Annotated in this window: 25 protein-coding genes; 18 read left to right on the top strand and 7 right to left on the bottom strand. The window is 40.0% G+C overall.

The window, feature by feature from the left end; genetic code table 11:
- Positions 1–510: 510 nt before the first annotated feature.
- A complete protein-coding gene (locus E2K98_RS27065) occupies positions 511–2436 on the bottom strand; it encodes an ABC-F family ATP-binding cassette domain-containing protein (protein ID WP_133339675.1) in 1926 nt (641 codons plus the stop codon).
- Positions 2437–2626: 190 nt separating this feature from the next.
- Between E2K98_RS27065 and moaC the strand changes: the two genes are divergently transcribed.
- From moaC to E2K98_RS27035, 6 genes are all read left to right on the top strand, one after another.
- The gene (gene moaC, locus E2K98_RS27060; RefSeq protein ID WP_133339673.1) at positions 2627–3121 is read left to right on the top strand and encodes a cyclic pyranopterin monophosphate synthase MoaC; all 495 of its coding nucleotides are present in this window, start codon (positions 2627–2629) and stop codon (positions 3119–3121) included.
- Positions 3122–3161: 40 nt separating this feature from the next.
- Positions 3162–3815 carry a redox-sensing transcriptional repressor Rex gene (locus E2K98_RS27055; RefSeq protein WP_133339671.1) on the top strand — a complete coding sequence of 218 codons (654 nt, stop codon included), beginning with the start codon at positions 3162–3164 and terminating at the stop codon, positions 3813–3815.
- Positions 3816–3931: 116 nt separating this feature from the next.
- Positions 3932–4555: a YhbD family protein gene (locus E2K98_RS27050; protein WP_133339669.1), complete on the top strand. Its 624-nt coding sequence runs from the start codon at positions 3932–3934 to the stop codon at positions 4553–4555.
- A gap of 12 nt (positions 4556–4567) precedes the next feature.
- Entirely contained in the window at positions 4568–5284 is a 717-nt protein-coding gene (locus tag E2K98_RS27045) for a bactofilin family protein (protein WP_133339667.1), read from the top strand.
- Between the two features lie 18 nt (positions 5285–5302).
- Complete coding sequence (locus E2K98_RS27040; RefSeq protein WP_133339665.1) at positions 5303–6013, top strand: cytoplasmic protein; 711 nt, start codon at positions 5303–5305, stop codon at positions 6011–6013.
- Positions 6014–6024: 11 nt separating this feature from the next.
- A complete protein-coding gene (locus E2K98_RS27035; RefSeq protein WP_133339663.1) occupies positions 6025–7545 on the top strand; it encodes an MDR family MFS transporter in 1521 nt (506 codons plus the stop codon).
- 211 nt (positions 7546–7756) lie between these two features.
- Here the strand turns inward: E2K98_RS27035 and E2K98_RS27030 are convergent, their stop codons facing one another.
- Positions 7757–7957: a YdiK family protein gene (locus E2K98_RS27030; RefSeq protein WP_133339661.1), complete on the bottom strand. Its 201-nt coding sequence runs from the start codon at positions 7955–7957 to the stop codon at positions 7757–7759.
- Positions 7954–8673 carry a CPBP family intramembrane glutamic endopeptidase gene (locus E2K98_RS27025; protein WP_133339659.1) on the bottom strand — a complete coding sequence of 240 codons (720 nt, stop codon included), beginning with the start codon at positions 8671–8673 and terminating at the stop codon, positions 7954–7956. Before E2K98_RS27025 ends, E2K98_RS27030 begins: the two co-directional genes overlap by 4 nt.
- Positions 8674–8976: 303 nt before the next feature.
- On the opposite strand from E2K98_RS27025, the gene groES reads away from it, so the two are divergent.
- Together groES and groL are read left to right on the top strand one after the other, a co-directional pair.
- Positions 8977–9264, top strand: coding sequence for a co-chaperone GroES (gene groES / locus E2K98_RS27020; protein WP_026573991.1), 288 nt, complete (start codon positions 8977–8979; stop codon positions 9262–9264).
- Between the two features lie 51 nt (positions 9265–9315).
- Positions 9316–10944, top strand: coding sequence for a chaperonin GroEL (groL, locus tag E2K98_RS27015; RefSeq protein WP_133339657.1), 1629 nt, complete (start codon positions 9316–9318; stop codon positions 10942–10944).
- Between the two features lie 291 nt (positions 10945–11235).
- Here groL and E2K98_RS27010 read toward each other — a convergent pair whose 3' ends face one another.
- A complete protein-coding gene (locus E2K98_RS27010) occupies positions 11236–12408 on the bottom strand; it encodes an MFS transporter (RefSeq protein WP_133339655.1) in 1173 nt (390 codons plus the stop codon).
- An 80-nt stretch (positions 12409–12488) separates the two neighbouring features.
- Here E2K98_RS27010 and yeiL point away from each other — a divergent pair, with 80 nt between their 5' ends.
- From yeiL to E2K98_RS26995, 3 genes are all read left to right on the top strand, one after another.
- Positions 12489–13160 (top strand): transcriptional regulator YeiL, encoded by a 672-nt coding sequence (gene yeiL, locus E2K98_RS27005; protein WP_133339653.1) that lies wholly within the window; start codon positions 12489–12491, stop codon positions 13158–13160.
- A 724-nt stretch (positions 13161–13884) separates the two neighbouring features.
- The gene (locus tag E2K98_RS27000; RefSeq protein ID WP_133339651.1) at positions 13885–14310 is read left to right on the top strand and encodes a hypothetical protein; all 426 of its coding nucleotides are present in this window, start codon (positions 13885–13887) and stop codon (positions 14308–14310) included.
- Positions 14311–14487: 177 nt separating this feature from the next.
- Positions 14488–15195, top strand: coding sequence for a hypothetical protein (locus E2K98_RS26995; protein ID WP_133339649.1), 708 nt, complete (start codon positions 14488–14490; stop codon positions 15193–15195).
- Positions 15196–15738: 543 nt separating this feature from the next.
- Here the strand turns inward: E2K98_RS26995 and E2K98_RS26990 are convergent.
- From E2K98_RS26990 to E2K98_RS26980, 3 genes are all read right to left on the bottom strand, one after another.
- Positions 15739–16206, bottom strand: a complete 468-nt coding sequence (locus E2K98_RS26990) for a hypothetical protein (protein ID WP_133339647.1) — start codon at positions 16204–16206, stop codon at positions 15739–15741.
- Between the two features lie 107 nt (positions 16207–16313).
- Positions 16314–18251 (bottom strand): outer membrane protein assembly factor BamB family protein, encoded by a 1938-nt coding sequence (locus E2K98_RS26985; RefSeq protein WP_133339645.1) that lies wholly within the window; start codon positions 18249–18251, stop codon positions 16314–16316.
- Between the two features lie 333 nt (positions 18252–18584).
- Entirely contained in the window at positions 18585–19019 is a 435-nt protein-coding gene (locus E2K98_RS26980; protein WP_133339643.1) for a hypothetical protein, read from the bottom strand.
- Positions 19020–19341: 322 nt separating this feature from the next.
- Between E2K98_RS26980 and E2K98_RS26975 the strand changes: the two genes are divergently transcribed.
- From E2K98_RS26975 to pqqE, 7 genes are all read left to right on the top strand, one after another.
- The gene (locus E2K98_RS26975) at positions 19342–21318 is read left to right on the top strand and encodes an outer membrane protein assembly factor BamB family protein (protein ID WP_133339641.1); all 1977 of its coding nucleotides are present in this window, start codon (positions 19342–19344) and stop codon (positions 21316–21318) included.
- 261 nt (positions 21319–21579) lie between these two features.
- Complete coding sequence (gene pqqA / locus E2K98_RS32455) at positions 21580–21654, top strand: pyrroloquinoline quinone precursor peptide PqqA (protein ID WP_165976399.1); 75 nt, start codon at positions 21580–21582, stop codon at positions 21652–21654.
- A gap of 69 nt (positions 21655–21723) precedes the next feature.
- Positions 21724–21978: a hypothetical protein gene (locus E2K98_RS26970; protein WP_208025431.1), complete on the top strand. Its 255-nt coding sequence runs from the start codon at positions 21724–21726 to the stop codon at positions 21976–21978.
- Positions 21960–22883: a pyrroloquinoline quinone biosynthesis protein PqqB gene (gene pqqB / locus E2K98_RS26965; RefSeq protein ID WP_133339639.1), complete on the top strand. Its 924-nt coding sequence runs from the start codon at positions 21960–21962 to the stop codon at positions 22881–22883. The genes E2K98_RS26970 and pqqB overlap by 19 nt, the downstream gene beginning before the upstream one ends.
- Before the next feature lie 2 nt (positions 22884–22885).
- Positions 22886–23635, top strand: a complete 750-nt coding sequence (gene pqqC, locus E2K98_RS26960; RefSeq protein ID WP_133339637.1) for a pyrroloquinoline-quinone synthase PqqC — start codon at positions 22886–22888, stop codon at positions 23633–23635.
- 28 nt (positions 23636–23663) lie between these two features.
- Entirely contained in the window at positions 23664–24008 is a 345-nt protein-coding gene (gene pqqD, locus E2K98_RS26955) for a pyrroloquinoline quinone biosynthesis peptide chaperone PqqD (RefSeq protein ID WP_208025430.1), read from the top strand.
- Entirely contained in the window at positions 23980–25116 is a 1137-nt protein-coding gene (pqqE, locus tag E2K98_RS26950) for a pyrroloquinoline quinone biosynthesis protein PqqE (RefSeq protein ID WP_133339633.1), read from the top strand. Before pqqD ends, pqqE begins: the two co-directional genes overlap by 29 nt.
- Positions 25117–25177 lie beyond the last annotated feature (61 nt).

The raw sequence follows: 25177 nt of genomic DNA, 5'->3' as shown, positions 1-25177 counted from the left end.
TCAGAAAATGGTCTTCATGAAGCGGATGAAAGCCAAAACGTATAGCAAGAGCTTAGAAAATGGTCTTCATTCCCCGGATGAAAGCCAAAACGCATAGCAAGGGCTCAGAAAATGGTGTTCATGAAGCGGATGAAAGCCAAAACGCATAGCAAGGGCTCAGAAAATGGTCTTCATTCCCCGGATGAAAGCCAAAACGCATAGCAAGGGCTCAGAAAATGGTGTTCATGAAGCGGATGAAAGCCAAAACACATAGCAAGGGGTTAGAAAATGGTCTTCATAAAGCGGATGAAAGCCAAAACGCATAGCAAGGGCTCAGAAAATGGTCTTCATTCCCCGGATGAAAGCCAAAACGCATAGCAAGGGCTTAGAAAATGGTCTTCATGAAGCGAATGAAAGCCAAAACACATCACAAGAGCTTAGAAAATGGTCCTCATAAAGCCAATGAAGTCCAAAATACCCTAAAAACTAACAAAAAAGTCCTTCACCACTCGGATGAAGGACCAACTCATTTTATTCGGCAAGCTCTGCCCACTCTTCCATTAAATGTTCGAGTTCCGCTTTTGCTTTTTCATTCAACTGGGTAATTTCTAACACCCTTTCGTGATCCTGGAAAACATCCGGGTCACATAATTGCTCCTCATAACTTTGAATTTGTTCCTCAAGGCCCTCAATTTTTATCTCAATATCTTCTAACTTGCGCTTGCGCTGCCGTTCGAGCTTCTTACTTTCTTTATCCTGTTGATAAATGCTCTTCTCAGAAGCGTCCTCCTGTCCGGCTTTTTTAGCAGCAGCCGAAGCCGCAGCCTCAAGTGCCGCAATCTCTTCCTGTTCCAGTTTCTTCTCTAAATAATAATCATAATCGCCCAGATACTCTAAACTGCCATGACGGCTTAGCTCAACAACCTTTGTAGCGATACGGTTAATAAAATATCTGTCATGGGAAACAAACAAAATTGTACCTGGATAATCGATTAAAGCATTCTCAAGAACTTCCTTGCTATCCAAATCGAGATGGTTGGTAGGTTCGTCCAAAATTAATAGATTAGCCTTTTCCAGCATTAATTTCGCAAGAGCAAGCCGTGCTTTCTCGCCACCGCTCAAGGTAGAAACAATTTTTAAAACATCATCCCCGGAAAATAAGAAATTACCCAAAACTGTGCGAATTTCCTTTTCGCTTTTTAGTGGATAATCATCCCACAGTTCATTTAACACACGCTTATTGGAGGTTAATTCCGCTTGTTCTTGGTCATAATAACCAATTGAAAGATTTGTCCCATAAAGGATATTTCCGGCTAATACAGGAAGTTTCCTAATGAGTGTTTTTAATAGCGTCGATTTTCCAATTCCATTAGGGCCCACCAGGGCGATGCTTTCGCCCCGAAATACTCGAAAGGAAATTCCCTCTGAAATTCTTTCGCCGTCATATCCGACAGCAAGAGAATCGAAGGTTAGGACATCATTTCCACTTTGCTTCTCAATTTCAAACGAGAAGGAAGCTGATTTTTCATCCCCTAACGGTCGATCGATTACATCCATCTTTTCAAGTTTTTTTCGTCGGCTCTGGGCTCGTTTCGTTGTCGAGGCCCTTGCTAAATTCTTCTGGATAAAATCTTGTAGATTGGCAATTTCCTGTTGCTGTTTTTCATAAAGCTTCAGGTCACGTTCATAATTTGCCGCTTTTTGTTCAAGGTAAGAACTATAATTGCCTGTATATCTTTGGATTTGCTTTCGAGAAACCTCGTAGACCTGTGTCACAACCTTGTCCAAAAAATAGCGGTCATGGGATACAATTAGAATTGCCCCATCGTAGCTTTGCAAATATTGCTCCAGCCAGGAGAGGGTATCAATATCTAGATGGTTGGTAGGTTCGTCTAAAATTAAAATATCCGGCTTGGTTAGCAGCAATTTCCCTAAGGCCAAACGGGTTTTTTGACCGCCGCTTAAAGACGCTATCATTAAGGAATAATCAGGGAAATTTAACCCGTGCAACACGGAGCGAATATCCGCCTCATACTGGTATCCACCCTGTTCCTTAAATTTCACCTGAAGCTGGTCATAGTCTTTTAGAATCCTCTCATATTTGCTTGTATCTGCGATTGCAGCAGGGTCTGCCATTTGTTCTTCAAGCTGTCTTAAATTTTTTTCCATCGCGCGCAATGGTTCAAATACAGTCAGCATTTCTTCCCAAATGGACAAATTAGACTCTAAACCCGTATTTTGCGCTAAATACCCAATGGTCACTTCTTTTGGTTTGATGATTTCTCCGCCATCATGTGACAGGTGCCCGGCGATAATTTTTAACAACGTCGACTTTCCCGCGCCGTTTCGTCCAACTAAAGCGACACGGTCCCGTGTTTGTAATTCCAGTTTTATATTCGATAAAATAAGGTCAGCACCATAATATTTTGCTAATTGATTCACTTGCAATAAAATCATTGTTTTTTTCACCTCTATTACATAGAAATAGTGTACCGTATTCCTAGAGTGTCGGCAATAAAACGCAGGCCGCAAAGGGTGCATTGGCCCAAAATGTTGGAAAAATGTTAAAAATATAGGAATGATTCGCTCAAAGTTTCACACACATAGACTGAAAAATAGTGTATGATTTGAAAGGAGGAATTTTTATATGGCAGAATTTACTCACTTTAATGAAGAGGGCAGAGCAAAAATGGTGGACGTTAGTAATAAACCGGAGACTGCCCGCACCGCATTAGCTCATTCCAGTATTACCGTCAGTAAAGAAATATTTGATAAAATTACCCACAATGAGATGAAAAAAGGAGATGTCCTAGCAGTAGCCCAGGTTGCCGGTATTATGGCGGCCAAAAAGACATGGGATATTATTCCGATGTGTCATCCGATTCCATTAACAGGGGTGAATATTTCTTTTTCCTGGGAACCTGATCAGCAAGAGATGTATAAATTAGGTATTGCCGTATCCGTTAAAACAAAAGGGAATACAGGTGTTGAAATGGAAGCGCTAACAGCTGCATCTGCTTGTGCTCTGACCGTCTATGATATGTGTAAAGCAATTGATAAGGGCATGGTGATTGGACCGACTTATTTAGTAGAAAAAACCGGCGGTAAAAACGGCGATTTTAAAAGAACTAATGTTTTTTAAAATATGAACGAAATTAATTATGCGGGGGTGCAGGAGGAATATGACAAACGAAACAATGAAAATTCCACAAGCAACAGCAAAGCGACTACCCTTATATTATCGATTTATTCAAAATCTGTATGCTTCAGGGAAACAGAGAGTTTCCTCAGCAGAATTAAGTGAAGCGGTAAAAGTGGATTCAGCAACAATCCGCAGAGATTTTTCCTATTTTGGCGCCCTTGGGAAAAAAGGTTATGGCTACAATGTGAATTATTTACTAACCTTTTTCCGAAAGACATTGGACCAGGATGAATTAACAAAGGTTGCATTAATCGGCGTTGGTAATCTTGGAACAGCATTTTTAAACTACAATTTCTTAAAAAATAATAATACAAAAATTACGTGCGCCTTTGATGTGGACCCGAATAAAATGGGTACGACCATCGGGGATGTCCCGGTCTATCATATGGATGATTTAGAGAAGTATATTACGGAGGAAAATGTTCAGGTTGCGATTCTAACCGTTCCTGCTCCAGTGGCGCAGATCATTACGGACCGGCTTGTGAGTGCTGAGGTGAAAGGAATCTTAAATTTCACACCCGCCCGTTTAAATATACCATCTTCCATTAGGGTTCATCACATCGACCTTGCCGTAGAGCTTCAATCACTTGTTTACTTTTTAAAGCATTACCCAACAGCGGAAATAGCAGAATAAATTTGAGAATCAACCTTTCCATGAAAATGGGAAGGTTTTTTTATTCGATAAAACAAAGCTACCTTTACAACGTAACAGTGTTATGTTACATTAAAAACAAGAAAGGGGCCATTACAATGAACGAGGAGTTAATATCGAAAAAAGAATTATTGGAATTAGCAGGAATCTCCTATGGGCAGCTGTATAGGTGGAAACGCAAGGACTTGATCCCGGAGGATTGGTTTATCCGGAAATCAACGTTTACCGGACAGGAAACCTTTTTTCCAAAAGAAAAAATCTTAGAACGAATCAATAAAATTCAAACGATGAAAGAAAATCTATCACTGGATGAACTTGCCGATATGTTTTCTCCCAATATATCTGACTTAAATTTAACTAAAGATGATTTAATAAGGCGTAACATTGTTTCAGAAACGGTTATAAATTTTTACTTAGAGAATGAAAATGGCAGTTTACAATTTAGTTTTTCAAGAATGCTTGAAGTGTTTGTGTTAGAAAAGCTGTTGCAATCAGGTCAAATTAATCTCGAAGAAGGAAAAATGGTACTCCAGGTATTAAAGGATCAAGCATCAATGATCAAGCAAAAAAGTGCCGAACTGGTGATTACTAGAAAGTTGGGGGTATCCTCCTGTCTTTTGTTAATCAATACAGAGTCCTTTCATTTTGAACGAGGAATGAAAATTGTTGCTCAGCTGTCGCTAATGGCCTGTATGGAAGAAATGAAATCGAAATTATTATAAAGGAGAATGGGAATGGAGATGCAAAAAAGGGGAGACCTGGTTATAAATGGCTTCGGGGCATCGAATGGCGGACAGTTTCATCAGGTAACACTCAACGGAAAGGGAACGGTAAACAGCGATGTCGAATGTAAGGGATTTGAATGTAATGGAACAGGGACGGTCAAGGGGAACATCCACACTGAAATTGCCAAAATTAATGGGATGGCCAAAATAGGTGGAACCGTTGCGGCTAAAGACCTTTCTATTGATGGCACTGCAAAAATTGGAAAAAACCTATTAGTTGAAAAACTTAAGGTTTCAGGAAAAGCTTCTGTTGGCGGTAAAGTCAAAGCAGAAGAAATAAAGGTAAAAGGAAAGCTGACAGTGGGAGAGGATTGTGAGGCAGAACTTTTCAAGGCTGAATCGATGTTTACGATTGGCGGTCTGTTAAATGCGGATGAAGTGGATATTAAGATTTTTGGAGAGTGCCAGGCGAAGGAAATTGGCGGGCAATCGATTGTTGTGAAATATAAGCCGTCTTGGCTGGGGTTATTTAAATCTCTTTTTCAAACTCAATTAAGGGTGGAAATCATTGAGGGCGATATGATCCAACTTGAAAATACGAAGGCTGCAGTAGTGCGGGGAAACCATGTAACCATTGGCCAAAATTGTGAAATTGACGTTGTCGAATATACAGATGAACTTTCTATTGATTCAAGTGCTGTTGTGGGCGAAAGCAAAAAAATGTAATGAGGGGGGATAAGGGAGATGAAAAGTAAAGAAAATCTAATTATTAACGGCTCAGGGAGCTATCCCGGCGGACGATATGATAAAATCAGTGTCCGCGGCGAGGGTACGATCGTTGATGATGTTGAAGCTTCCGTGTTTAAGGTTTATGGAACGACAGAGGTTGCGGAAAATCTCAAAACAGGTTCGATGAAGGTTTTAGGTGAGGCAGAGGTAAAAGGGAATGCCGAGTTAGAAGATTTGCTGGTAATGGGTACAATGGAAATTGGCGGCAAAGCTTATTTGAAAAAAATAAAAATCCTGGGAACACTTGATGTTAGAGAAAGCCTTAATGGTGATACAGCCAATGTTAAAGGCAGTATTGCAGTTGCAGGCGATGTTGAATATGAAACGTTCGATTCAAGTGGCGGGTTTGAAATCAAAGGGTTATTAAATGCTGATACGATTAAAATTTCTTTACGGTTCGGGGAAAGCCGTGCGGAGGAAATCGGCGGCGGGAAAATCACGATAAAAAGAAAAAGAAACTCTCTTTTACCTTTTGTAGGTGAGGAAGGTACCCTTACAGCAAAGGTGATTGAAGGAGACGACCTTTATTTAGAAAATACGAAAGCAGAAACTGTAAGAGGAAATACGGTCAAAATTGGACCCGGCTGCACAATCGGATTGGTAGAGTATAAAGATGATTTTATACAAGATTCAAATGCAACAGTAAAAACGTCGAAGAAAATTTAAAGGAGAATGGGATGGAAGCGAAAAATAGTAAATTAGGATTTGTGGTAGCTGGTCTGCTGCTCGGAATATTGATGGCGTCAATGGATAATACCATTGTTGTAACGGCAATGCCAACGATTGTCGGCGACCTCGGAGGGCTTGAGAACTTTGTATGGGTGGTATCCGCCTATATGGTAGCGGAGATGGCAGGGATGCCGATTTTCGGTAAATTGTCGGATATGTATGGTCGGAAAAGGTTTTTTATCATGGGGTTGATTTTGTTTATGGCTGGCTCGATTTTATGTGGGACAGCAGAAACAATTACCCAACTAAGTGTGTATCGCGCGATTCAGGGAGTCGGCGGGGGGGCACTTGTTCCGATTGCGTTTACCATTATGTTTGACTTGTTTCCTCCCGAAAGGCGCGGGAAAATGGGCGGACTGTTCGGAGCAGTTTTCGGTCTCTCCAGTATTTTTGGACCCCTGTTAGGGGCGTATATTACCGACCATATTAGCTGGCATTGGATTTTCTATATCAATTTGCCCCTTGGGATTCTCTCGTTTATTTTTATCATTGCCTTCTATAAGGAATCTCCTATTCATCAAAAGCAGGCGATTGATTGGTGGGGCGCTGTTACATTGATTGGGGCCGTTGTCTGCTTAATGTTTGCTCTTGAGCTGGGGGGACAGAAATATGATTGGAATTCAAGTACGATAATAAGTTTATTTATGGGATTTGCGGTCCTATTTCTCATCTTTTTGTTTGTGGAGACGAGGGCAAAGGACCCAATTATATCGTTCACGATGTTCCGGCATCGCCTCTTTGCCGGCAGTACGCTAGTTGGTTTATTTTATGGAGCTGCATTTATGGCAGCAACTGTTTATATACCAATTTTTGTTCAAGGTGTTTATGGCGGAAGTGCTACAAATTCAGGGTTAATCCTCTTGCCGATGATGCTTGGGTCGGTGGTAACGGCACAAGTCGGTGGTTTTTTAACCACGAAGTTAAGCTACCGCAATATCATGTTTTTATCTAGTGTGATTTTAATAGCAGGGATTTTATTATTAAGCACCTTAACCGTTGATACAAGCAGATGGGTACTTACCCTTTATATGGTTATCATTGGTTTTGGGGTGGGATTTTCTTTCTCCGTGTTAAGCATGGCGGCGATTCATCCGTTTGGAATGCAGCAGAGGGGCTCTGCAACCTCCACAAGCAACTTTATCCGCTCTTTGGGGATGACGATTGGAATTACGATTTTTGGTTCGATTCAGCGGAATAGCTTTAAAGGAAATCTAGAAGATGCTTTTGCTGGAATGGGACCCATGCCAAAAGACGGATTTGGTGATTCACGTGCATTATTGCAAGAGCAGGCACGAAGCCACATACCGCCGCAAATTTTAGAAAAAATCACTGAGGCCCTCTCAAGTTCCATTGTTCAAACCTTTACATGGGCTCTCGTTCCGGCTGGAATAGCGTTTCTTCTCATTTTTACAATGGGGAAAGAACGGATGGTGTTGAAAAAGGAAGTTGGTGCTGAAAGAGAAATTTGAGGGAAAATCGATACGCAGATAAATAGGGGAGGAACGCAGATAAAATAGCGCTTATCGCAGATAAATCGTTGATTATCGCAGATAAAGATCATTTAATCGCAGATAAAAATTTTTCACCGGAAAAAAGCTATCGAAATTACTAGTTTATTACACAAAAACGTCTATTTTCTATTAAAAAAAGTTGCCCAAACATAATTTGGGTCAACTTTTTTTATTTTTTCAACTGATCCTTATACTTCTTATAAAAGAAAAATAATTTAAGGCTGGAGCCGAAATCAAATGTGGCTAATATGACAAGCAGATAGCTAAAAAATCCCCAGCCATTTTGATTTACATCATGTATGGCGAAATATGTAAATAAACTTCCGAGCAGGAAGTAAATCACGCTGGAAAACAAGGGTGAACGTCTCATAAAAATCCTCCGATAAAGTTTTGCATCGACTCTGCATCCCGGATTAATCTTTCAATATCGTCTTTGTAAGCGGATTGAACAATGACAACCATTGTATTCATTGTCACATGAGCAAAAATCGGTACTAAGATATGTTTTGTTTTTACATAAAGAAAGGCGAAAGTAAAGCCCATTGCGGAATAAAGGAGAATATGCTCCAGTTCCATATGCGCTAAAGCAAAAATGACCGAGCTAATGATAGCCGATATAAAAAAGTTAAAACGTTTATGCAGCGTGCCGAAAAGGATTTTCCGAAACACTATTTCTTCTAAAATCGGACCGAAAATAGAACTGACCAGGATGGCAAGTGGGAACTCCTCAATAATATGAATAATATCCTTTGTGTTCTCTGAGCCCATTTCGATACCAATCAACCGTTCAATATTTGCTGCGATCGCTTGTGCAAATAGTGCTAAGAAGACACCAAAAATTGCCCAAATAATCGAGAGACCCAAAGAGGTTCCTCTTTCATTCCGATTGCTCCGCATTTCTTTCCGTAAAATAATAAGCGTAATAATAAGTGCTAAGGAAAAGCTGATCACCAGCCAAACTGGTACTGCAAGCCTCCCGCTGATTCCGGATAATTTAAAGCCGTACATAAGTAATGGGACTCCTGCAAGACTTGAAAACTGCATGGCAATATAAACAATTAAGATTATCCAATATTCCCGTTTCAACTAATTCTCTCCTTTTAACATCCACTCAAAGTTTTTCTGCGTATTCTTCATTTTACTCTTAAAACCAGTCTTGTTTCAATTTAGAAACTTTTTATAAAAGAAATGTATAGATTTTCATTGGCATCATATACTTGTAAGGTTGTACAAAAATACTTTCGTTTTTATATTTTTTTATGAAAAAATATATACATCAAACTTGCAAAAGATTGTCAAATTCATTATTATAATAATTGTGTTAGCACTCATGTATGAGGAGTGCTAATAATGTCAGAATTACATATATTTTTGAGGAGGTTGTTTGATTTGTTAAGACCATTAGGTGATCGCATTGTCATTGAGCTTGTTGAATCAGAAGAAAAAACTGCAAGCGGTATTGTTTTACCAGACTCAGCTAAAGAAAAGCCTCAGGAAGGAAAAGTTGTTGCAGTAGGTACTGGCCGTGTGCTTGAAAATGGCGAGCGTGTAGCACTTGAAGTTTCTGTAGGCGATCGTATTATCTTCTCAAAGTATGCTGGTACAGAAGTGAAATACCAGGGTACAGAATATTTATTACTACGTGAAAGTGATGTCCTTGCTGTTATCGGCGAATAAGGAAAATTAAAAAATATAGTTTTTATAAATTCAGAGGAGGTTTTTTGAACAATGGCTAAAGAGATTATGTTTAGTGAAGAAGCGCGCCGCGCAATGCTACGTGGTGTAGATACACTTGCAAATGCAGTAAAAGTAACTCTTGGACCTAAAGGACGCAACGTGGTTCTTGAGAAAAAATTTGGTTCACCTTTAATCACAAATGACGGTGTAACCATCGCTAAAGAAATCGAATTAGAAGATGCATTCGAAAACATGGGTGCAAAGCTCGTTGCTGAAGTAGCAAGCAAAACAAACGATGTTGCCGGTGACGGTACAACTACTGCAACAGTTCTTGCTCAAGCGATGATTCGTGAAGGCTTAAAGAACGTAACTGCTGGTGCAAACCCAATGGGAATCCGTAAAGGGATTGAAAAAGCAGTTGCTGCGGCAGTTGGTGAATTAAAATCAATTTCAAAACAAATTGAAGGAAAAGAGTCTATCGCACAAGTAGCCGCTATTTCTTCTGATGATACTGAAGTAGGTCAATTAATCGCTGAAGCAATGGAGCGTGTTGGCAACGATGGTGTTATCACTATTGAAGAATCAAAAGGTTTCACAACTGAGCTAGATGTTGTGGAAGGTATGCAATTTGACCGCGGATATGTTTCAGCTTACATGGTAACGAATACCGATAAAATGGAAGCTGTATTAGAAAATCCATATATCTTAATCACTGATAAGAAAATCTCCAGCATTCAAGAAATCTTACCAGTTCTTGAGCAAGTCGTTCAACAAGGTAAACCATTATTATTGATTGCTGAAGATATCGAAGGTGAAGCATTATCTACATTAGTAGTGAACAAGCTTCGCGGAACATTCAATGCAGTTGCTGTTAAGGCTCCGGGCTTTGGTGACCGTCGTAAAGCAATGCTTGAAGATATCGCTGCATTAACTGGCGGTGAAGTAATCACAGAAGAACTTGGCCGTGACCTTAAAACTGCAACTATCACATCTTTAGGACGTGCTTCTAAGGTTGTTGTGACAAAAGAAAACACAACAATCGTTGAAGGTGCTGGTGCAACTGAGGAAATCCAAGCTCGTGTGAACCAAATCCGTGTACAATTAGAAGAAACGACTTCTGAATTTGACCGTGAAAAATTACAAGAGCGTTTAGCTAAATTAGCTGGCGGTGTAGCAGTAATCAAAGTTGGTGCTGCAACTGAAACAGAATTAAAAGAGCGTAAGCTTCGTATCGAGGATGCTTTGAATGCGACTCGTGCAGCTGTTGAAGAAGGGATCGTATCCGGTGGTGGTGTTGCCCTTCTAAATGTGTACAGCAAGGTTGCTGAACTTCAAGCTGAAGGTGATATCGCTACAGGTATCAACATCGTATTACGTGCGATGGAAGAGCCAGTTCGCACAATCGCTCAAAATGCTGGCCTTGAAGGATCTGTTATCGTTGATCGCTTAAAGCGTGAAGCAGTCGGCACAGGCTTCAATGCTGCTACTGGCGAGTGGGTAAACATGATCGAAGCTGGTATCGTTGACCCAACGAAAGTAACTCGTTCTGCTCTTCAAAATGCAGCATCTGTTGCGGCTATGTTCTTAACAACTGAAGCAGTTGTGGCTGATAAGCCAGAACCAGCTGGTCCTGCAATGCCTGACATGGGCGGCATGGGTGGAATGGGCGGCATGATGTAAGGCTTTTGAGCCCTACATTTGAGAAATAGTTATAGCTATTTTCCCCCCATTTTGAGAAGTAGTTATGTAAAAAATTATATCAATAGCAATAACCACTTCCTATAAAATTTAGGGAGTGGTTTTTTTTGCTCAAATTTGCATTTCAGGACTTTTTAGAAGACAGAAGGTTTAACAATCCAGAAAAACATAAGAAATTATCAAACACTGCTTGGAGAATTTGTGAATTATGGTATTGAACATGAGGTAGTAAAGGTGGAGGACATAATCTACAGTCATGTTCGACAATATCTATTAATAAATAGAAATTAACCCTTCCTTTCTAAGTTCCACTTTTCGATATATAACCGCAAGCAACATTGATGGTATGGTACAAACAAGCATTCCGATAAAGGCATATCTTGGCCCAATTTCGTATAAATAGCCACCAAAAAATGTGAACATTGCAGTACTCCAACTAAGTGCAAGCGCTGAATACATGCCTTGTGCTTTCGGAATCTGTGCGGGTTTAATATTTTTGATCAAATATTTTATAAAGGCATAATGCCCCATTGCAAATGAGCATGCATGCAAAGATTGTGTAATACAGAATACAATGACATTAGGAAAGGAAAATACTAGTAACCATCGTATGGTGGAACCTAGTGCCGCCAGTGTTAACAAGGATCCAATTGACCGCTGAAAGCACTTGTCGGCAATGGAAAAGAAAATGATCTCTGCTAATACGGCGATGTTAAGAATGAGTCCAATCAAGTACTTTGGTGCATGGATTTCCTGTAAAAAGATATAGCCATAGCTGTAATAAGAGGCGTGGGCTGCTTGTAATAAAATCACGATAACAAGCACTAACCCAAAGTGTTTTATACGGAATAAACTCATCATTCCGTGTTTTTTATTTTGATCCATTTTCGGTTTTTTCGATAAAATAACCGGTGAATTCATAAAACCTAGAAATAGGTAAATCAGTGTCCCTAGTAACAGGGCCCATAAGATTACTTCATCACCCAATGCCCCTGTAAACAAAGTTAAGGTCATGCCAGCCACAACAAATCCGATTGAACCAAATGAACGGCTCTTGCCGTAATCCACTAATTGTTTATTTTGTACAAGTGTTCCTGCTGCACTATCTAAAGCTGGCATTAATGCTGGATAAAAGAAATGTAAAAGTAAGGTAGCTAAAAGTAAGCCAGGAAAGGAAGTTGCCGGGATATAACTCAAAAGGCTGATGATTGTACCAATGGACATTGCATTTAATAATGTTTTACTACTGAATTTTTCCGAGAAATAAGGAAATGCGATCAAAGTAGAGAGACCTCTAGCAACCAATCCTAGACTCATAATCAAACTAGCTTGTGAAACGGTAATCCCTTTTGTATGGATCATCCATCCGGTCCAATACGGTAGAAAAATACCCCAAGTCATAAAAAAACTAAAAAATTGACTACTCATCCAACGTTGTGTGTTCATTTTTATCACCCCATTGGTTGCATAATATCATTAAGATTTTTACAATAATATGAGATATCTCATATTTTAAGAGGTGATATATGGAAATTTATAAAAATGATAAAAGACAGCTCTATCTGGAAGAACACTCCATCGCACATTTGTTTTCATTTCCGATCAAAGAGTTTTTACAAATTCACGAATATCAACGGGATGAATGGATTATTCAAGAAGGTATGAGACCGTATTTTCTATTTTATGTTATTAAAGGAAAAGCAAAAATATATGTGACACATCAAAATGGGAAAGTTTCCTTAATTAATTTTATCAATGCAAATGACTACATTGGGGAAATGGAATTATTAAATGACGTGTACTATACCAAAGGGATTCAAGCCTCGACTCAGACCATTTGTTTTGCTCTTCCTTTTCACCACTATCGAACACAATTGCTGGAAGATACGAAATTTCTACGTGAATTAACCAAATTTCTAAGTGTAAAAGCATCACTATTGGCCGCAAGATATTCTCAAAGTCTTGCTTTCCCACTTGAAAACCGGCTTGCGGATTTTATTTTGGAAACTGCAGATGAAGGCGTTTATAAGGAGAAACACGTAACGGTTTGTGATTATTTGGGCGTATCCTATCGGCACTTATTACATGTGCTTACACAATTTTGCGATAAAAGGTATTTGCAGAAAAAAGGACGGAACTATCAAATTAAACAGTACCATTCTCTATATGATCTTGCACAGCTATTGAAGCATAAGTAACCATTTAACAGAATGAAAAAATGGGGGGATAAATATCAATGACTTTATGAATCTATTTAATTTAATTTTATGCTCTAACCAATGGGCGGCATAATGTAATAAATCTTATAAACCCCTTAATAGAAAGGTTTTAAAGTCAATAAAGGTTTCTTTGTCCTCCTTTTATAAATTGACAAGTGAGTGTAAAGAAAACCCGCCCTGCAACAGAAGGCCTTTCATCAGCTTACTAAATTGGTGAGAGGCCTTTTTTCCATTCTACATAAATAAATCCACTGCGATTAAATAAATCCCCTCAAAAGTAATTTAGTTTCCATTTCCAATAAGGAATTTTAAGAAATCACTTAAAAAAAATGACTATGTTAAAGAACAATGTTGATTTTTAACCAAAGTTGATTGGAGCGGAAACCAACAACCAATTTTAATAGAGCCAAAATAGATCCTTTCCCGGTTCAGCGGTACAGTTTAGTTCAATAACAAATTGTGATAAATGACTCTTGTCACATTATGCAGCGTATATTAATGTTAAAACGACTGCAATGTGACAATTTTATATTTGTTTGGGAAAAGGCAGCTGCTTTCGTAAGAATTCATTTAATAAATTACTATAGAAGATAGAATGCTTCAATTTAGATTAAAACAACTTTATGGTAAAGATATATTATATTTAAGCAAGATCAGGTTCACTTGCGATTGCTGAAAATGTTTTTTGGAAGGGTGAAGAAAAATGCTTTATATGTGGAATATTGAGAAGATCATTAAAAGTACATTACAAGAGCTCAAATTTAATATAAATGTTGAATCCAGCAATAAACTCACTGCACCGATGAGTTATAACGTAGCGACAAATACGATAAAGTTTAACTACCTGCAAATTAACGGATATAACGGTAAGCTTAACTTTAAGATTAAAGAAACAGATGAAAACTTTGTGAAACTTATTCTTTATCTTCAGCTTGGTTATTATTTAGAATTTAGGAAAAATACAAGAGTTTTAAAGACTCTCATTTATGGTGAAGAGAAAGAAAAGGAACAGCTTTTAGCAGAAATCGAAGAGAATGCTTGGGAATATGGAAGAACACTGGTACCTGAATACCTATTGAAAGCATATGATCAAGTACGTGAATTGAATAAACTTTTGTTAAAAAACTGAAGGAGGTTAAAGGGACAGTTCTACCACTTCGCCTCTAATAGTTACTTTTAGTTATCTCTAAAAGGAATCAGCATGAACGGGGTTGATCGGCTCTTTTTTTGTTTCGAATCGTTTGGCGATATAACACTTGAAAATAAATCTAAAAACCTTCACATTTAATAGAAAAGGAGATACGATATGCGACGCGATATACAACCTAATGAAAGAGCTTTCACTTCTAAGGAAGTGGCAGAAGAAGTGGGGATTGCAACACCTACTGTCCGAAAGTATGGCCAAATCTTAGAGCGGAATGGATATGAGTTTTTAAAAGATGGTGATCGGCGTATATTTGTTCAATCTGACATAGGAGCGCTTATAGCGTTACGCGATACGGACAAGCCTCTAGACGATACAGCTAAAGACCTTGCGTATCAACAAAAGGAAAGATTAGAAGGGTCCAATGAAACAGAGATCTCAACAACCGATACATACGAACATCTACCCAAAGACCCCAATCAATTAAAAGAGATTTTAATGTTTTTAGTGAATGAATTGGCAGCCGCGCGTGAAATGAATGGCCAACTGACAAACGATATGTCTCAGCTTAAAATAACGGTTTCCCGGCTCCAGCAAGATCATCATGTTATAAGTTCTACTATTGGAAATTCAGCGCAAAAAACTCAAGCTAAAATTGAAAAATTAACTGAACAACAAAAGAACCATTACGAAACATTGCTTCAACAAGAAATACAAAAAAGTGAATTCTTACAAAAAGAAATACAAAATTTGCGGGACGAACAGAAAAGAGAATGGAGTTCGCAAAATGATTTTAATAAACGTTTAGAACAAGCGATACAAAAGCCTAAAGAAAAATGGGGGGGATTTTTCTCCATATTCCGAAAATAAGATGCCTATCTAAGGCTTTTTTTTTTGCTTAACGTTGTAAAAATGTATTAAAAATTTATTTAAGCGATATGCATCTAAACAAAATACAGAACTCGAAGAAAGTGATAAATTATTAGGGACAGGTAGCCTTTGAGGAATTCAATTAAAATAGTGTTATCCTTAATAGGGATATTTAGATTTGGTCGATTGTATCTTCGTATCGCTGGGCGATATAACGTAAAAATAAATCAAAACCATCTTATATACTAGAAATGGTGAGTAAGGGGCTGATTGGCTCTTTTTTGTATCGTATCGCTAGGTGATATAACTTGCAAGCAATCTAAAAACTATTTTTCAATTTTCTACAACTTCCCGGGAAATATCTACAAATTCTGATTAGATATCGACAAAATTAGCAGTTTGTACCTCAATGTTTGTCACTTTCCGCATGAATCAGTTTGATCAATATTGTCTTGTTCTCAATTAAATATCATGTCAAAAAATCAAATCCCGTACCATTTTAAAGGATGATACGGGATGATTTTTGGGTTTCAACATCTTATATTAGAATTCAGCATTATTAAGGACAAATCTAATTGTCCAATCGCCCTTTTGATTGAAAATCCCATGAGTATCAAATGTCATATGAGGACTTTCAGGTCTGTAATGCTGTAGTTGTGCTTCGATTGTTCCTTTATATTCGTTTTTCCCTACCTTTTTAAACGTATCGGAAGTTTCACGAACTAATGTGTGTTCAATCCAAATATGCGGACTTTCCATCAGGCTTCTGGTATTCTGATCAACTTGAACATCCGAATTTGTATGAATGGTATAATTCAGCCTAATGTTTTGACCGTGGTTTACAATGGTATAGCCATCGATTGTTAGCTTGATTCCGTTATCTTCAGCAGAACCTAAGCCCTGATTTTGGGATTCGGCACTGGTCAAAGCAGGGAAGACGAAGCTGATGAGCAAGCAAATGACTAAGGCGAAACTACTGAAACTTACAGTATATTTCGATAGGTTCCTCATTTTACCACCATCCTTTTATTTCGTTTATAAGTTTCACCGCTTTTTTTCCTGAAACAATCTGAGTCCGAATGAAGGAATCGGACTCGGACTGCTTCTTAGAAAACACATTATTTCTTTTTAGATAGCCATTCTGCTAGTGCTTCAGCCTCTGCACCTTTAGCAAGGCCTGCCGGCATGCGGTCGCCGCCGTTTAAGATTTGATTCAATATGTCTTCTTTGGACATCGATTTACCGATGTGTTGAAGGTTTGGAGCAGTTGCGCCCTGAAGATTATCTCCATGACAGGAAACACAACTTTTTTTGTAAACCTTTTCCGGATCGATAACGACATCGGCTTGCCCTTGTAATTTGGCATTTTTATTAGGGGCTGCAGCCTTTTCCTTACCGCCGAGGCCATAGACCACAACCCTCGTTCCACCAGTAATCATCGCGACATATTGTTTGCCGTCAACGGTATAAATGGAAGGCGCCATTTTGATTTGTTTTCCTCCACTTTCCATGCTCCATAATACTTTTCCTTTTTTAATATCGAGAGCATTCACCGTTCCGTCCAATTCACCGTAAAAAGCAAGGCCCGTAGCAGTACTTGTGAATCCGCCATACATTGGATCATCCGTTTTGAGTTGATAAACCTTTTTACCTGTATTAACGTCGATAGCAGTAATAGTACCAGAAGTATCAACGTCATGTGGTAAAGGAAGGATTTTCGTACCAGGGAAGGTATTGTTATCTTTTGCAATCTCTTTCGCATCTTTTGGTGCTAACATTAAATTCGGGTAATTAATACCTGGAATCAGTACATAGTTGGTTTCGGGATCATACGTCTCTGGAGCATAGCTCTCGCCACCTGGCGTACCCGGCCATTGAAGTTTAACTTTACTCTCATCGGTTGGTAGTGCTGAGTGCTGAATTTTGACAAACGGTACACCATCATAAATGGTTTTTCCAGTTTTGGCTTCCCATGCATACCATTTCCCGTTCTTTCCGCCTTCCACTATAATCTTCTGCTTTTTCCCGCCGACCTTGGCATTGAGAACCATCGGTGTCGCGGCAGCGTCATAATCCCATAGATCGTGATCAACTTGGGAGGATGCCCATTTAAATTTCCCAGTTTTACTGTCCAAAGCAACGATGGAATCCGTATATGGATTTTTTCCTTTTCGGTCTGCATCGTAAAAGTCAGGGGCTGGATTCCCTACTGCAAAATACATCATATCGGTATCTGGATCGAACGACATCGGTGTCCATACGGAACCTCCACCCGTATATTTCCCTTTCGCCCAGCCGGTTCCTCTTTCAGGAACGGTCCAAAACGGTTCTTTCCAGAGCGGTTCGAGGCTATCTGCTTTAAATGCCCAAACGAAGCCTCGAGTACCATTATCACCGCCGCTGCTTCCAACGTAAATGTTTCCATCATAATACATGGGAGCTGAAGATTCATAGTATCGGTTTTCTAATTTAATGGAGGGAACATGATCCCAGAAGTTAACCATTTTTTCCAGTTTTCCGGTTTTGGCATCAAGTTTGGCCAGCCGATTGTCAATCATCAAGACATATACCTTTCCATTGGCCACTGCGACACCTCTGCTTGCCACGTTGGATTGCCATGGCAAACTATTTAGGTGGTCAAGTACCTCCTTGGGAGGTGTCCATGCCCAAAGTTTCTTTCCGCTTGCGGCATCAATTGCAAACACATGGTTTTTTGCACTCGTTACATACATGACCCCATTTTGTACAACAGGGAAATCCTCTTGTAAATTCGGAACATCCTTATTCCATTCCACGATATCCTGCTGCCAAACAATCCCCATCTTTTTTACATTATCTTTTGTAATCTCTTTATAGGGCACATGTCGGGTATGTTGAATGTCATAACCCCAATTTGGGAATCCTGTCTCCTTTACCTGGTTTGTCTGGTTGGACTGGTTGGATTCCTTGGTCTCTTCCTTGTTATTTGTATTGTTCTTGTTATTATTCGATTGACAGCCAACAAGGACCATACTGGCCAACAAAACCGAACCTGTTGCCTTTAAAAAACGTTTCACGAAAATACCTCCTCACACTGTGAACTCTTAATATGTAGTGAATCGCTGAACATGAGATGTTCCAGTTCGGTCCCTCCTTTAGAGGATCTAATTTTAAAAAGAACAAGCTTATGATGCCCTACTATATTTCTGTATTATACAAATTATGGTAAATTTATTTACTCATTTTGATGGAAAGGGTTTATATTGTCGTCCTTGATAAAAAGAGTGAGGGGATTGAAAAGATGTACACGTTCTTATCCATTTATATTTCTTCCACAAAACCTTAATAGAAAAAGACTACTTCCTAAAAACAAGGAAGTAGGCTTTGTTATGTAATAAATTGTTTATTCATTACTTTTTAATTTCAAAATTAATCGTCCATTGGCCTTTTTGACTCGAAATGCTGTCTGTATTAAAGGATACATTCGATGAAGCAGGGATATATTGTGGCAGCTGCACCGTTACTGCGCCTTGATATTGCTGATTGCTGACTTTTTTATACCAGGCATCATTTCCTTGAACAAACTTATTTCCAATCGTAAAATCCGGTCTATTCATAAGGCTTTTCCCTTCCATCAATTGTCCTGACTTTGATTGAATCGTATAATACACCACCATCTCTTGGCCATAGTTCTTTATGGTGTAGTTATTAATCGTCAGTTTGATTCCGTTATGTTCTGCAGAACCAATTTCTGCAGCCAGAGTACTTTGGGAAGAAACCAATAAAAAACCTAAAGATAGAATTAAGGCAAATCCAGCTTTTGTAAACTTTGAAAAAAACCTCATAAATCGCCCTCCTAAATATTTAACTTCTTAATTTTTAAGGATAAAAAGATGAATATCCTTATTTATAGATTGTCTCCATTTTTAGTAAATATTCTTAATTGGTAATACCAAAAAACAGGATACAAGACCTCTCTAATTTTTAAGTAGATTCTGCCCTCTTTTTTGCATAATTAAGGCAGGTTTTACTCAATATAGAAAAAGTGGCGGGTCTAATTAATATAAGTATCTTCTTAATAGGGGAAACTTGAAAATATCCTAAAAAATGAGGCAATTAGGGGAATGATTTGACCACCCGAGAAATTATAGCATAGGAGGTCTTTTTTTGAAGTTGAAGCGCTATGTAAAATCGATCAGCGTAGCTTTTTTAGGATTAATGTTAGTTGCGGGGTGTCAGACGAAAAATGAAAATAAGCAAAAAACGACCGAGAAACAAACTACAGAAGCTAAAAAAGATACCGGCTTTCCAATTTGGGGATATAACTATCAACAAACCCGGAATGTCCCCTATACAAAAATAACAAAAGACAATGTAAAGAATTTAGGTATTGTCTGGCAATCAGATTTAGCAACTTGGGGTACAAAAGTCCAAAATGCCTCTGAGGACTATCCTGTTGTTAAAGATGGGGTGATGTATGTTACGACTTCCTTTAACCGAGTGTTTGCTATCAATGCTTCAAATGGAAAAAAGATTTGGGACTGGCAACCTCCTAAAGAGGTTCAAGATCATCTTAATAAAGCGGATCTCAGCCTTTTAGAAGTTGTCGCCAGCCGTGGTGTAGCGGTAGCAGAAGGAAATGTTTTTGTACTTATTGCAGATAATCGATTAGCCAAGCTTGATGCGAAAACAGGAAAATTAGTTAAAATGATTAATTTCTGGGATACGAAGAACATGAAAGGGGTTACACTTGAAAACCGTTATTATGAAACATCCGCCCCTATGTACTATAAAGGCAATGTCTATGTTGGAAGCAGCGGCGGTGATAATGGAATTCGCGGTTTTGTTATGGCTTTTAAAGCAAGCGATTTAAGTCCAGCCTGGGATCAGCCTTTCTGGACGGTTCCTGAGCAAGGGAAAGGCTGGGTAAAGGGGAAATTTATCGGGGGCGGCGCTGTCTGGAACCCGATGTCATTTGATCCGGATACTGATATGATGTATTTTGGCGTAGGGAATCCTGCACCTGACTTTTTTATCAAAGCTCGCCCGGGTAAAAATCCTTATACAGATTCGGTGGTTGCTCTTGATAGTAAAACCGGAAAATTTGTTTGGGCAAAATCAGAAGTCGAAAATGACGAGTGGGATTATGATGCTGCAGCGACTCCAATGGTTCTCAATGCTACCGTTGGCGGTAATAAAAAGAAAGTAGTTGTACATGGCGGTAAAAACGGAAAATGGTTTGCTTGGGATGCGAAAACAGGTGATACCATCTATGATGGCGTTCCATTTGTCAAAATCCAGCATTCACCGCTGACAACGGATGAGAAGACAGCTAAGCCTCAATGGCCTGGGGTGGAAGGCGGACAAAACTACGCCCCTGAAACTTATGATCCAACAACTAATTATGTCCTAATTCCAGGTATTAACGCGCCGTCCATCGGGGTGGCAGCGAAAGACGAAAAAGAATTAGAACAAAAAAATGGTTTATTCCCGGGGACTTCTGTTGTAATAACCCCGAAAGGTGCTGAGATATCCGGCACGATCACTGCTATTGATGTGAATACTGGTAAAAAGGTTTATCAAAATAAGACAAAACAACCGATGCGTGGAGGTTTCACAAGTACAGCATCTGGCCTTGCCTTCTACGGGGAGTTGGACGGAACCGTCAACGCAATGGATGTTAAAACCGGAAAAGTCTTATGGAATGCGAAAAGCGGTGGAGCACAGATTATGATGGCTCCGTCGATTTACGTGGAAAACGGGAAACAATTTGTAGTTTACGTAACCGGAACGAAGGTTGTTGCCTTTGGTCTTGGCGGTAAACTGTCAGCTACACCTGAAAAGAGTCCGCAAGGTTCAGGGAAAAATGATGATGCGAATCATGGCAGCCACGGAAATAAAGAAAAGCCTAAAAAGCAGCCGGCTAGTATGAATGCTGAAGCCATTTACAATAAGAGCTGTATATCCTGCCATGGTCAAAATCTTGAAGGAGGAGCCGGCCCTAGTCTAAAGCATGTTGGCTCATCGATGTCTGAACAGGAAATCGAAAAACAAATCATTAACGGAGGCGGAAGGATGCCTGGAGGCCTTGTTGATGCAGACCAAGCAAAAGTGTTAGCAAAATGGCTGGCCAATAAAAAGTAATAAACTTAGAACTCTATAGGTAGAAACAATGCAAAGACCTGAGTCCGTTTTAAAATCGACTCAGGTTTTTTGTTATTCATCAACAGGTTCTTGTCCTTTTTTGCTATCTATTGTAAAATTCCGTACCACTTTCGGACAACTATAAGTCGAAATTCTAGTTATTTTGAGGTATCAGCTGACATAAGATGATGGTGACAGGGAAAATTTGAAATCCCTTGAAAGCTGATAAACATTGGAAGTTCACGAAAAGGAGGGGATAACATGTGGGTTAAGCCTGAATATAAAGTAATTAATACCGCTTCTGAAGTGACCATGTATATCTACACCGGCAAGTAGCATAAACACTGCTTGCCTCTTTTGTATTTCTCATTAACGGTTTATAAAAAATCAACGGAGGTTATGCAAATGAGAAAGAGCCGTTACCTACTATCACTGATTGGTGCGATGATTGGATGTGCAACAACTGGCGGGTGGCTGTTTGTCGACCTCTTGCTTCCTGACCCGGTGGGGGACTATATTTTATTTCCGTTAATGGGTCTGACCAATATCGCGATTGGGTGGCAAGTTGGGAGGTTATTGGGGAAACGGAAGGAAATGGGTAATAAAGATGCTCAAATCGCAAGCGAAAGGACTGAAGGCAAATTAGAATTAGAGTCTTAGGAACAGCAGCAGGAGGGGGATTTCCGCAGTGGAACTGTGCATGTCCAAACTGCCGCGGTGTTCGCGAAGAGAACCATGAATTTCAACCATTATTACAGTCTTCTCTTGCAGTAAGTGCCAATGACAAGGATTGGTACCTCATTAATGCAGGTCCGGATGTTCACAGACAGATTGAATCATTCTCTGTGCTGCATCCGGGCCCTGGAATAAGAGAGACCTCTCTCGCTGGTGTAATTTTAACAGATGCTGAACTCGATCATACAATTGGGCTGTTGTCACTGCGAGAGGGCTCTTTTCTGACCATTTACGGAACTGAGATTGTTAGAAAGTGTTTGCAGTCCGCTTTTCCGGTTTTCCCAATGCTAAAAAACTATTGCTCATGGGAATGGCAGTCTCTTCAGCCAAATATCGGGCAACGGGTAGGAGCTTTTGGAGAAGGGACGATAATCGTAGAAACAATCCCGGTGTCAAGAAAGCCACCGCTTTATGCCCAGTCAAATCTGAAGGATGAGCTGCCAGAAGACCTTTGGGAAGTTGGGTTGGTTCTTCATAATCAGAGTTCCGGCAAATGTCTTGCTTATTTCCCTACATTAGTAGACATCACTCCGGATTTAGAAGCTTGCCTGCGGAAAGCTGATATCTTAATGGTCGACGGCACCTTTTGGTCAGCAGAAGAATTGGTGAAGATGGGTGCGACTAAACGCGACGCAAGAAACATGGGGCATTTACCTATTAGTGGTTCGGGGGGGATCGCGGAAAGGCTAGGATCATTCCCAGCCGAACGGAAAATTCTGATCCACATTAATAATAGCAACCCTATTTTGAAGAAGGACTCCAAGGAAAGACATACATTGGAGCGACTTGGTTTTGAGATTGCCTATGACGGAATGGAAGTGGAGGTGTGAGGATGCCGGAACAAGGTGGACTTATTAGCCAGAAAAAAATTCTGTATCAAAAAGGGGATTCACCTTGGACAAAGGATGAATTCACAGAGCGTTTAAAGGATGTGGGACGTTCTTTTTATCATGACAAACATCCTTTTCATTTGGCGATGCATCAAGGAAATTTACGCCGGGAACAAATTCGCGGCTGGGTGGCCAACCGATATTATTATCAGAAATCAGTTCCAGTAAAAGATGCAGCGATTCTGTCGATACTGCCGTCAAGGGAGTTAAGACGTGAATGGATTCAGCGAATTATTGATCATGATGGTACAGATGGAGAAGATGGCGGAATTGAAGCATGGCTTCGACTTGGAGAAGCTGTAGGGTTGTCCAGGGAGGAAATAGAGCGCGAGGACCATGTTGTACCGGGCGTACGTTTCGCCGTTGACGCCTATGTGAACTTCGCACGGACAAAACCTTGGATTGAAGCGGTTGCCTCCTCGTTAACCGAATTGTTTTCACCTGATCTCATTTCGAAGCGGATGAAGATACTTGATCGTTTGTATCCATGGATTGACAGTAAAGGTTTTGAGTATTTTCAAAATCGCTTAACGCAAGCACCTCGCGATTCAGATTGCGCCCTTAAGCTTGTTTTGACTTATTGTCAATCTCCTGAAGAGCAAAAGCGCGCAGTCGAGGCCTTAAAATTCAAGTGTGATGTGTTGTGGGCACAGCTTGATGCTATTGAAAAGGCATATCCCTCTAATGGGTGACTGATATTTCTAGATTAAAAGATTGGTGGTGGAGCCAATTTTAACTAGCAGCATTCCAAAGCTCGCAGCAAAGGCGCGATTAAAGTTTGATAAAGTGAGAGAGAAGCAACTCCTCTTGTTACCGGAAAGAGTTGTGGTCCTAAACGAAACCGCTGCATCGATCCTTACGCTATGTGACGGGAGTCGATCGGTGCACACCATTGCTGAGGCTTTAAGGAGTTCATTACAGGCAGGATCAGAAGAAATGAGTACAGATGCTTTACCCGATTTAAATGAGATGAAAGAAGACATTTCCGAATTTCTTCGGGAGATGGAGGATCAAGGATGGGTGGTGATCCATAAACATGGAACAGTCGATTACCAAGAACAATAATGGGGTTGGACCACCGTTTTCACTTCTCGCGGAGTTGACCCATCGCTGTCCGTTGCATTGCCCCTATTGTTCAAACCCATTAAAAATGGCCGCGGAGACAATGGAGCTTACGACCCAAGATTGGTGCCGTGTCTTGTCAGAGGCTGCCGATTTAGGAGTGGTAGAGGTTCACTTTTCTGGTGGTGAACCACTCCTGCGTAATGACTTGGAGATCTTGATCCAACATGCAAATTCATTAGAGATGTACACTAATCTCATTACAAGCGGCATAGGTTTGACAACTGAAAAAGCCGCTCGGCTCAAAGCTGCTGGAATTGAAAATGTGCAGGTAAGCTTCCAGGCAGGGGAAGCGAAGCTTTCGGACTTCATTGGTGGATATAAAGCCTTTGAGAGGAAAAAGGAAGCGGCCATTGCGATAAAAGAAGCAAAGTTGCATTTATCATTAAATGTTGTGTTACACCGGATGAATCTTGATCATTTGAATGAAATTATTAAGCTAGCGGAGGAAATGGGAGCTGAGCGTCTGGAGCTAGCGAATACTCAGTATTATAACTGGGCTTTGCTCAATCGGGAGAGGCTGATGCCGAGCTGGGATCAGATTGAGCGTGCCAGTGAAATCTATGAAGCTGCTAAAGCACGTCTTGATAGAAAAATGGAAATCATTTGGGTTATTCCAGATTATTACGCTTCAGCACCGAAGCCTTGTATGGGAGGATGGGGTGCGATTGGTCTTACGGTGGCTCCGAATGGGGATGTTCTTCCTTGTCCAACTGCCGGAATGATAGAAAGCTTATCCTTTGAGAATGTTCGAGAGTCGTCCCTAGGGCAAATATGGTATAAATCAGGGGCCTTTAACCATTTCCGCGGTGAAGCATGGATGCCGGAACCTTGTCGTTCATGTGATTTGCGGCACCAAGACGGTGGCGGCTGCCGGTGCCAGGCTTTTGCTTTAACCGGAGATGCTAATGCAACCGATCCAGTCTGCCAATGGGCGCCGAAACATGATCTGATTGAGAAAGCTATAAAGGGTGCCAATAGCAACACCATGATACAGTCATCACCAATAATTTATCGGAGACATATTTTGAATAATCCTCTATCAAAATGACAAATACAAAAATAAATGAATGTAAAGTTGGTGCTAAAGGGAGCTGATACATAACCTTTGG

It is taken from the genome of Bacillus salipaludis, assembly GCF_004358205.1.
The sequence above is the reverse complement of the archived record's forward strand: the minus strand, read 5'-3'. Positions and strand labels throughout refer to the sequence as shown.

Excerpts from the sequence above, each read along its gene's own strand:
- E2K98_RS27065 (WP_133339675.1), bottom strand. The coding sequence starts at position 2,436 with ATGATTTTATTGCAAGTGAATCAATTAGCAAAATATTATGGTGCTGAC.
- moaC (WP_133339673.1), top strand. The coding sequence starts at position 2,627 with ATGGCAGAATTTACTCACTTTAATGAAGAGGGCAGAGCAAAAATGGTG.
- E2K98_RS27055 (WP_133339671.1), top strand. The coding sequence starts at position 3,162 with ATGACAAACGAAACAATGAAAATTCCACAAGCAACAGCAAAGCGACTA.
- E2K98_RS27050 (WP_133339669.1), top strand. The coding sequence starts at position 3,932 with ATGAACGAGGAGTTAATATCGAAAAAAGAATTATTGGAATTAGCAGGA.
- E2K98_RS27045 (WP_133339667.1), top strand. The coding sequence starts at position 4,568 with ATGGAGATGCAAAAAAGGGGAGACCTGGTTATAAATGGCTTCGGGGCA.
- E2K98_RS27040 (WP_133339665.1), top strand. The coding sequence starts at position 5,303 with ATGAAAAGTAAAGAAAATCTAATTATTAACGGCTCAGGGAGCTATCCC.
- E2K98_RS27035 (WP_133339663.1), top strand. The coding sequence starts at position 6,025 with ATGGAAGCGAAAAATAGTAAATTAGGATTTGTGGTAGCTGGTCTGCTG.
- E2K98_RS27030 (WP_133339661.1), bottom strand. The coding sequence starts at position 7,957 with ATGAGACGTTCACCCTTGTTTTCCAGCGTGATTTACTTCCTGCTCGGA.
- groL (WP_133339657.1), top strand. The coding sequence starts at position 9,316 with ATGGCTAAAGAGATTATGTTTAGTGAAGAAGCGCGCCGCGCAATGCTA.
- E2K98_RS27010 (WP_133339655.1), bottom strand. The coding sequence starts at position 12,408 with ATGAACACACAACGTTGGATGAGTAGTCAATTTTTTAGTTTTTTTATG.
- yeiL (WP_133339653.1), top strand. The coding sequence starts at position 12,489 with ATGGAAATTTATAAAAATGATAAAAGACAGCTCTATCTGGAAGAACAC.
- E2K98_RS27000 (WP_133339651.1), top strand. The coding sequence starts at position 13,885 with ATGCTTTATATGTGGAATATTGAGAAGATCATTAAAAGTACATTACAA.
- E2K98_RS26995 (WP_133339649.1), top strand. The coding sequence starts at position 14,488 with ATGCGACGCGATATACAACCTAATGAAAGAGCTTTCACTTCTAAGGAA.
- E2K98_RS26990 (WP_133339647.1), bottom strand. The coding sequence starts at position 16,206 with ATGAGGAACCTATCGAAATATACTGTAAGTTTCAGTAGTTTCGCCTTA.
- E2K98_RS26980 (WP_133339643.1), bottom strand. The coding sequence starts at position 19,019 with ATGAGGTTTTTTTCAAAGTTTACAAAAGCTGGATTTGCCTTAATTCTA.
- E2K98_RS26970 (WP_208025431.1), top strand. The coding sequence starts at position 21,724 with ATGAGAAAGAGCCGTTACCTACTATCACTGATTGGTGCGATGATTGGA.
- pqqC (WP_133339637.1), top strand. The coding sequence starts at position 22,886 with ATGCCGGAACAAGGTGGACTTATTAGCCAGAAAAAAATTCTGTATCAA.
- pqqE (WP_133339633.1), top strand. The coding sequence starts at position 23,980 with ATGGAACAGTCGATTACCAAGAACAATAATGGGGTTGGACCACCGTTT.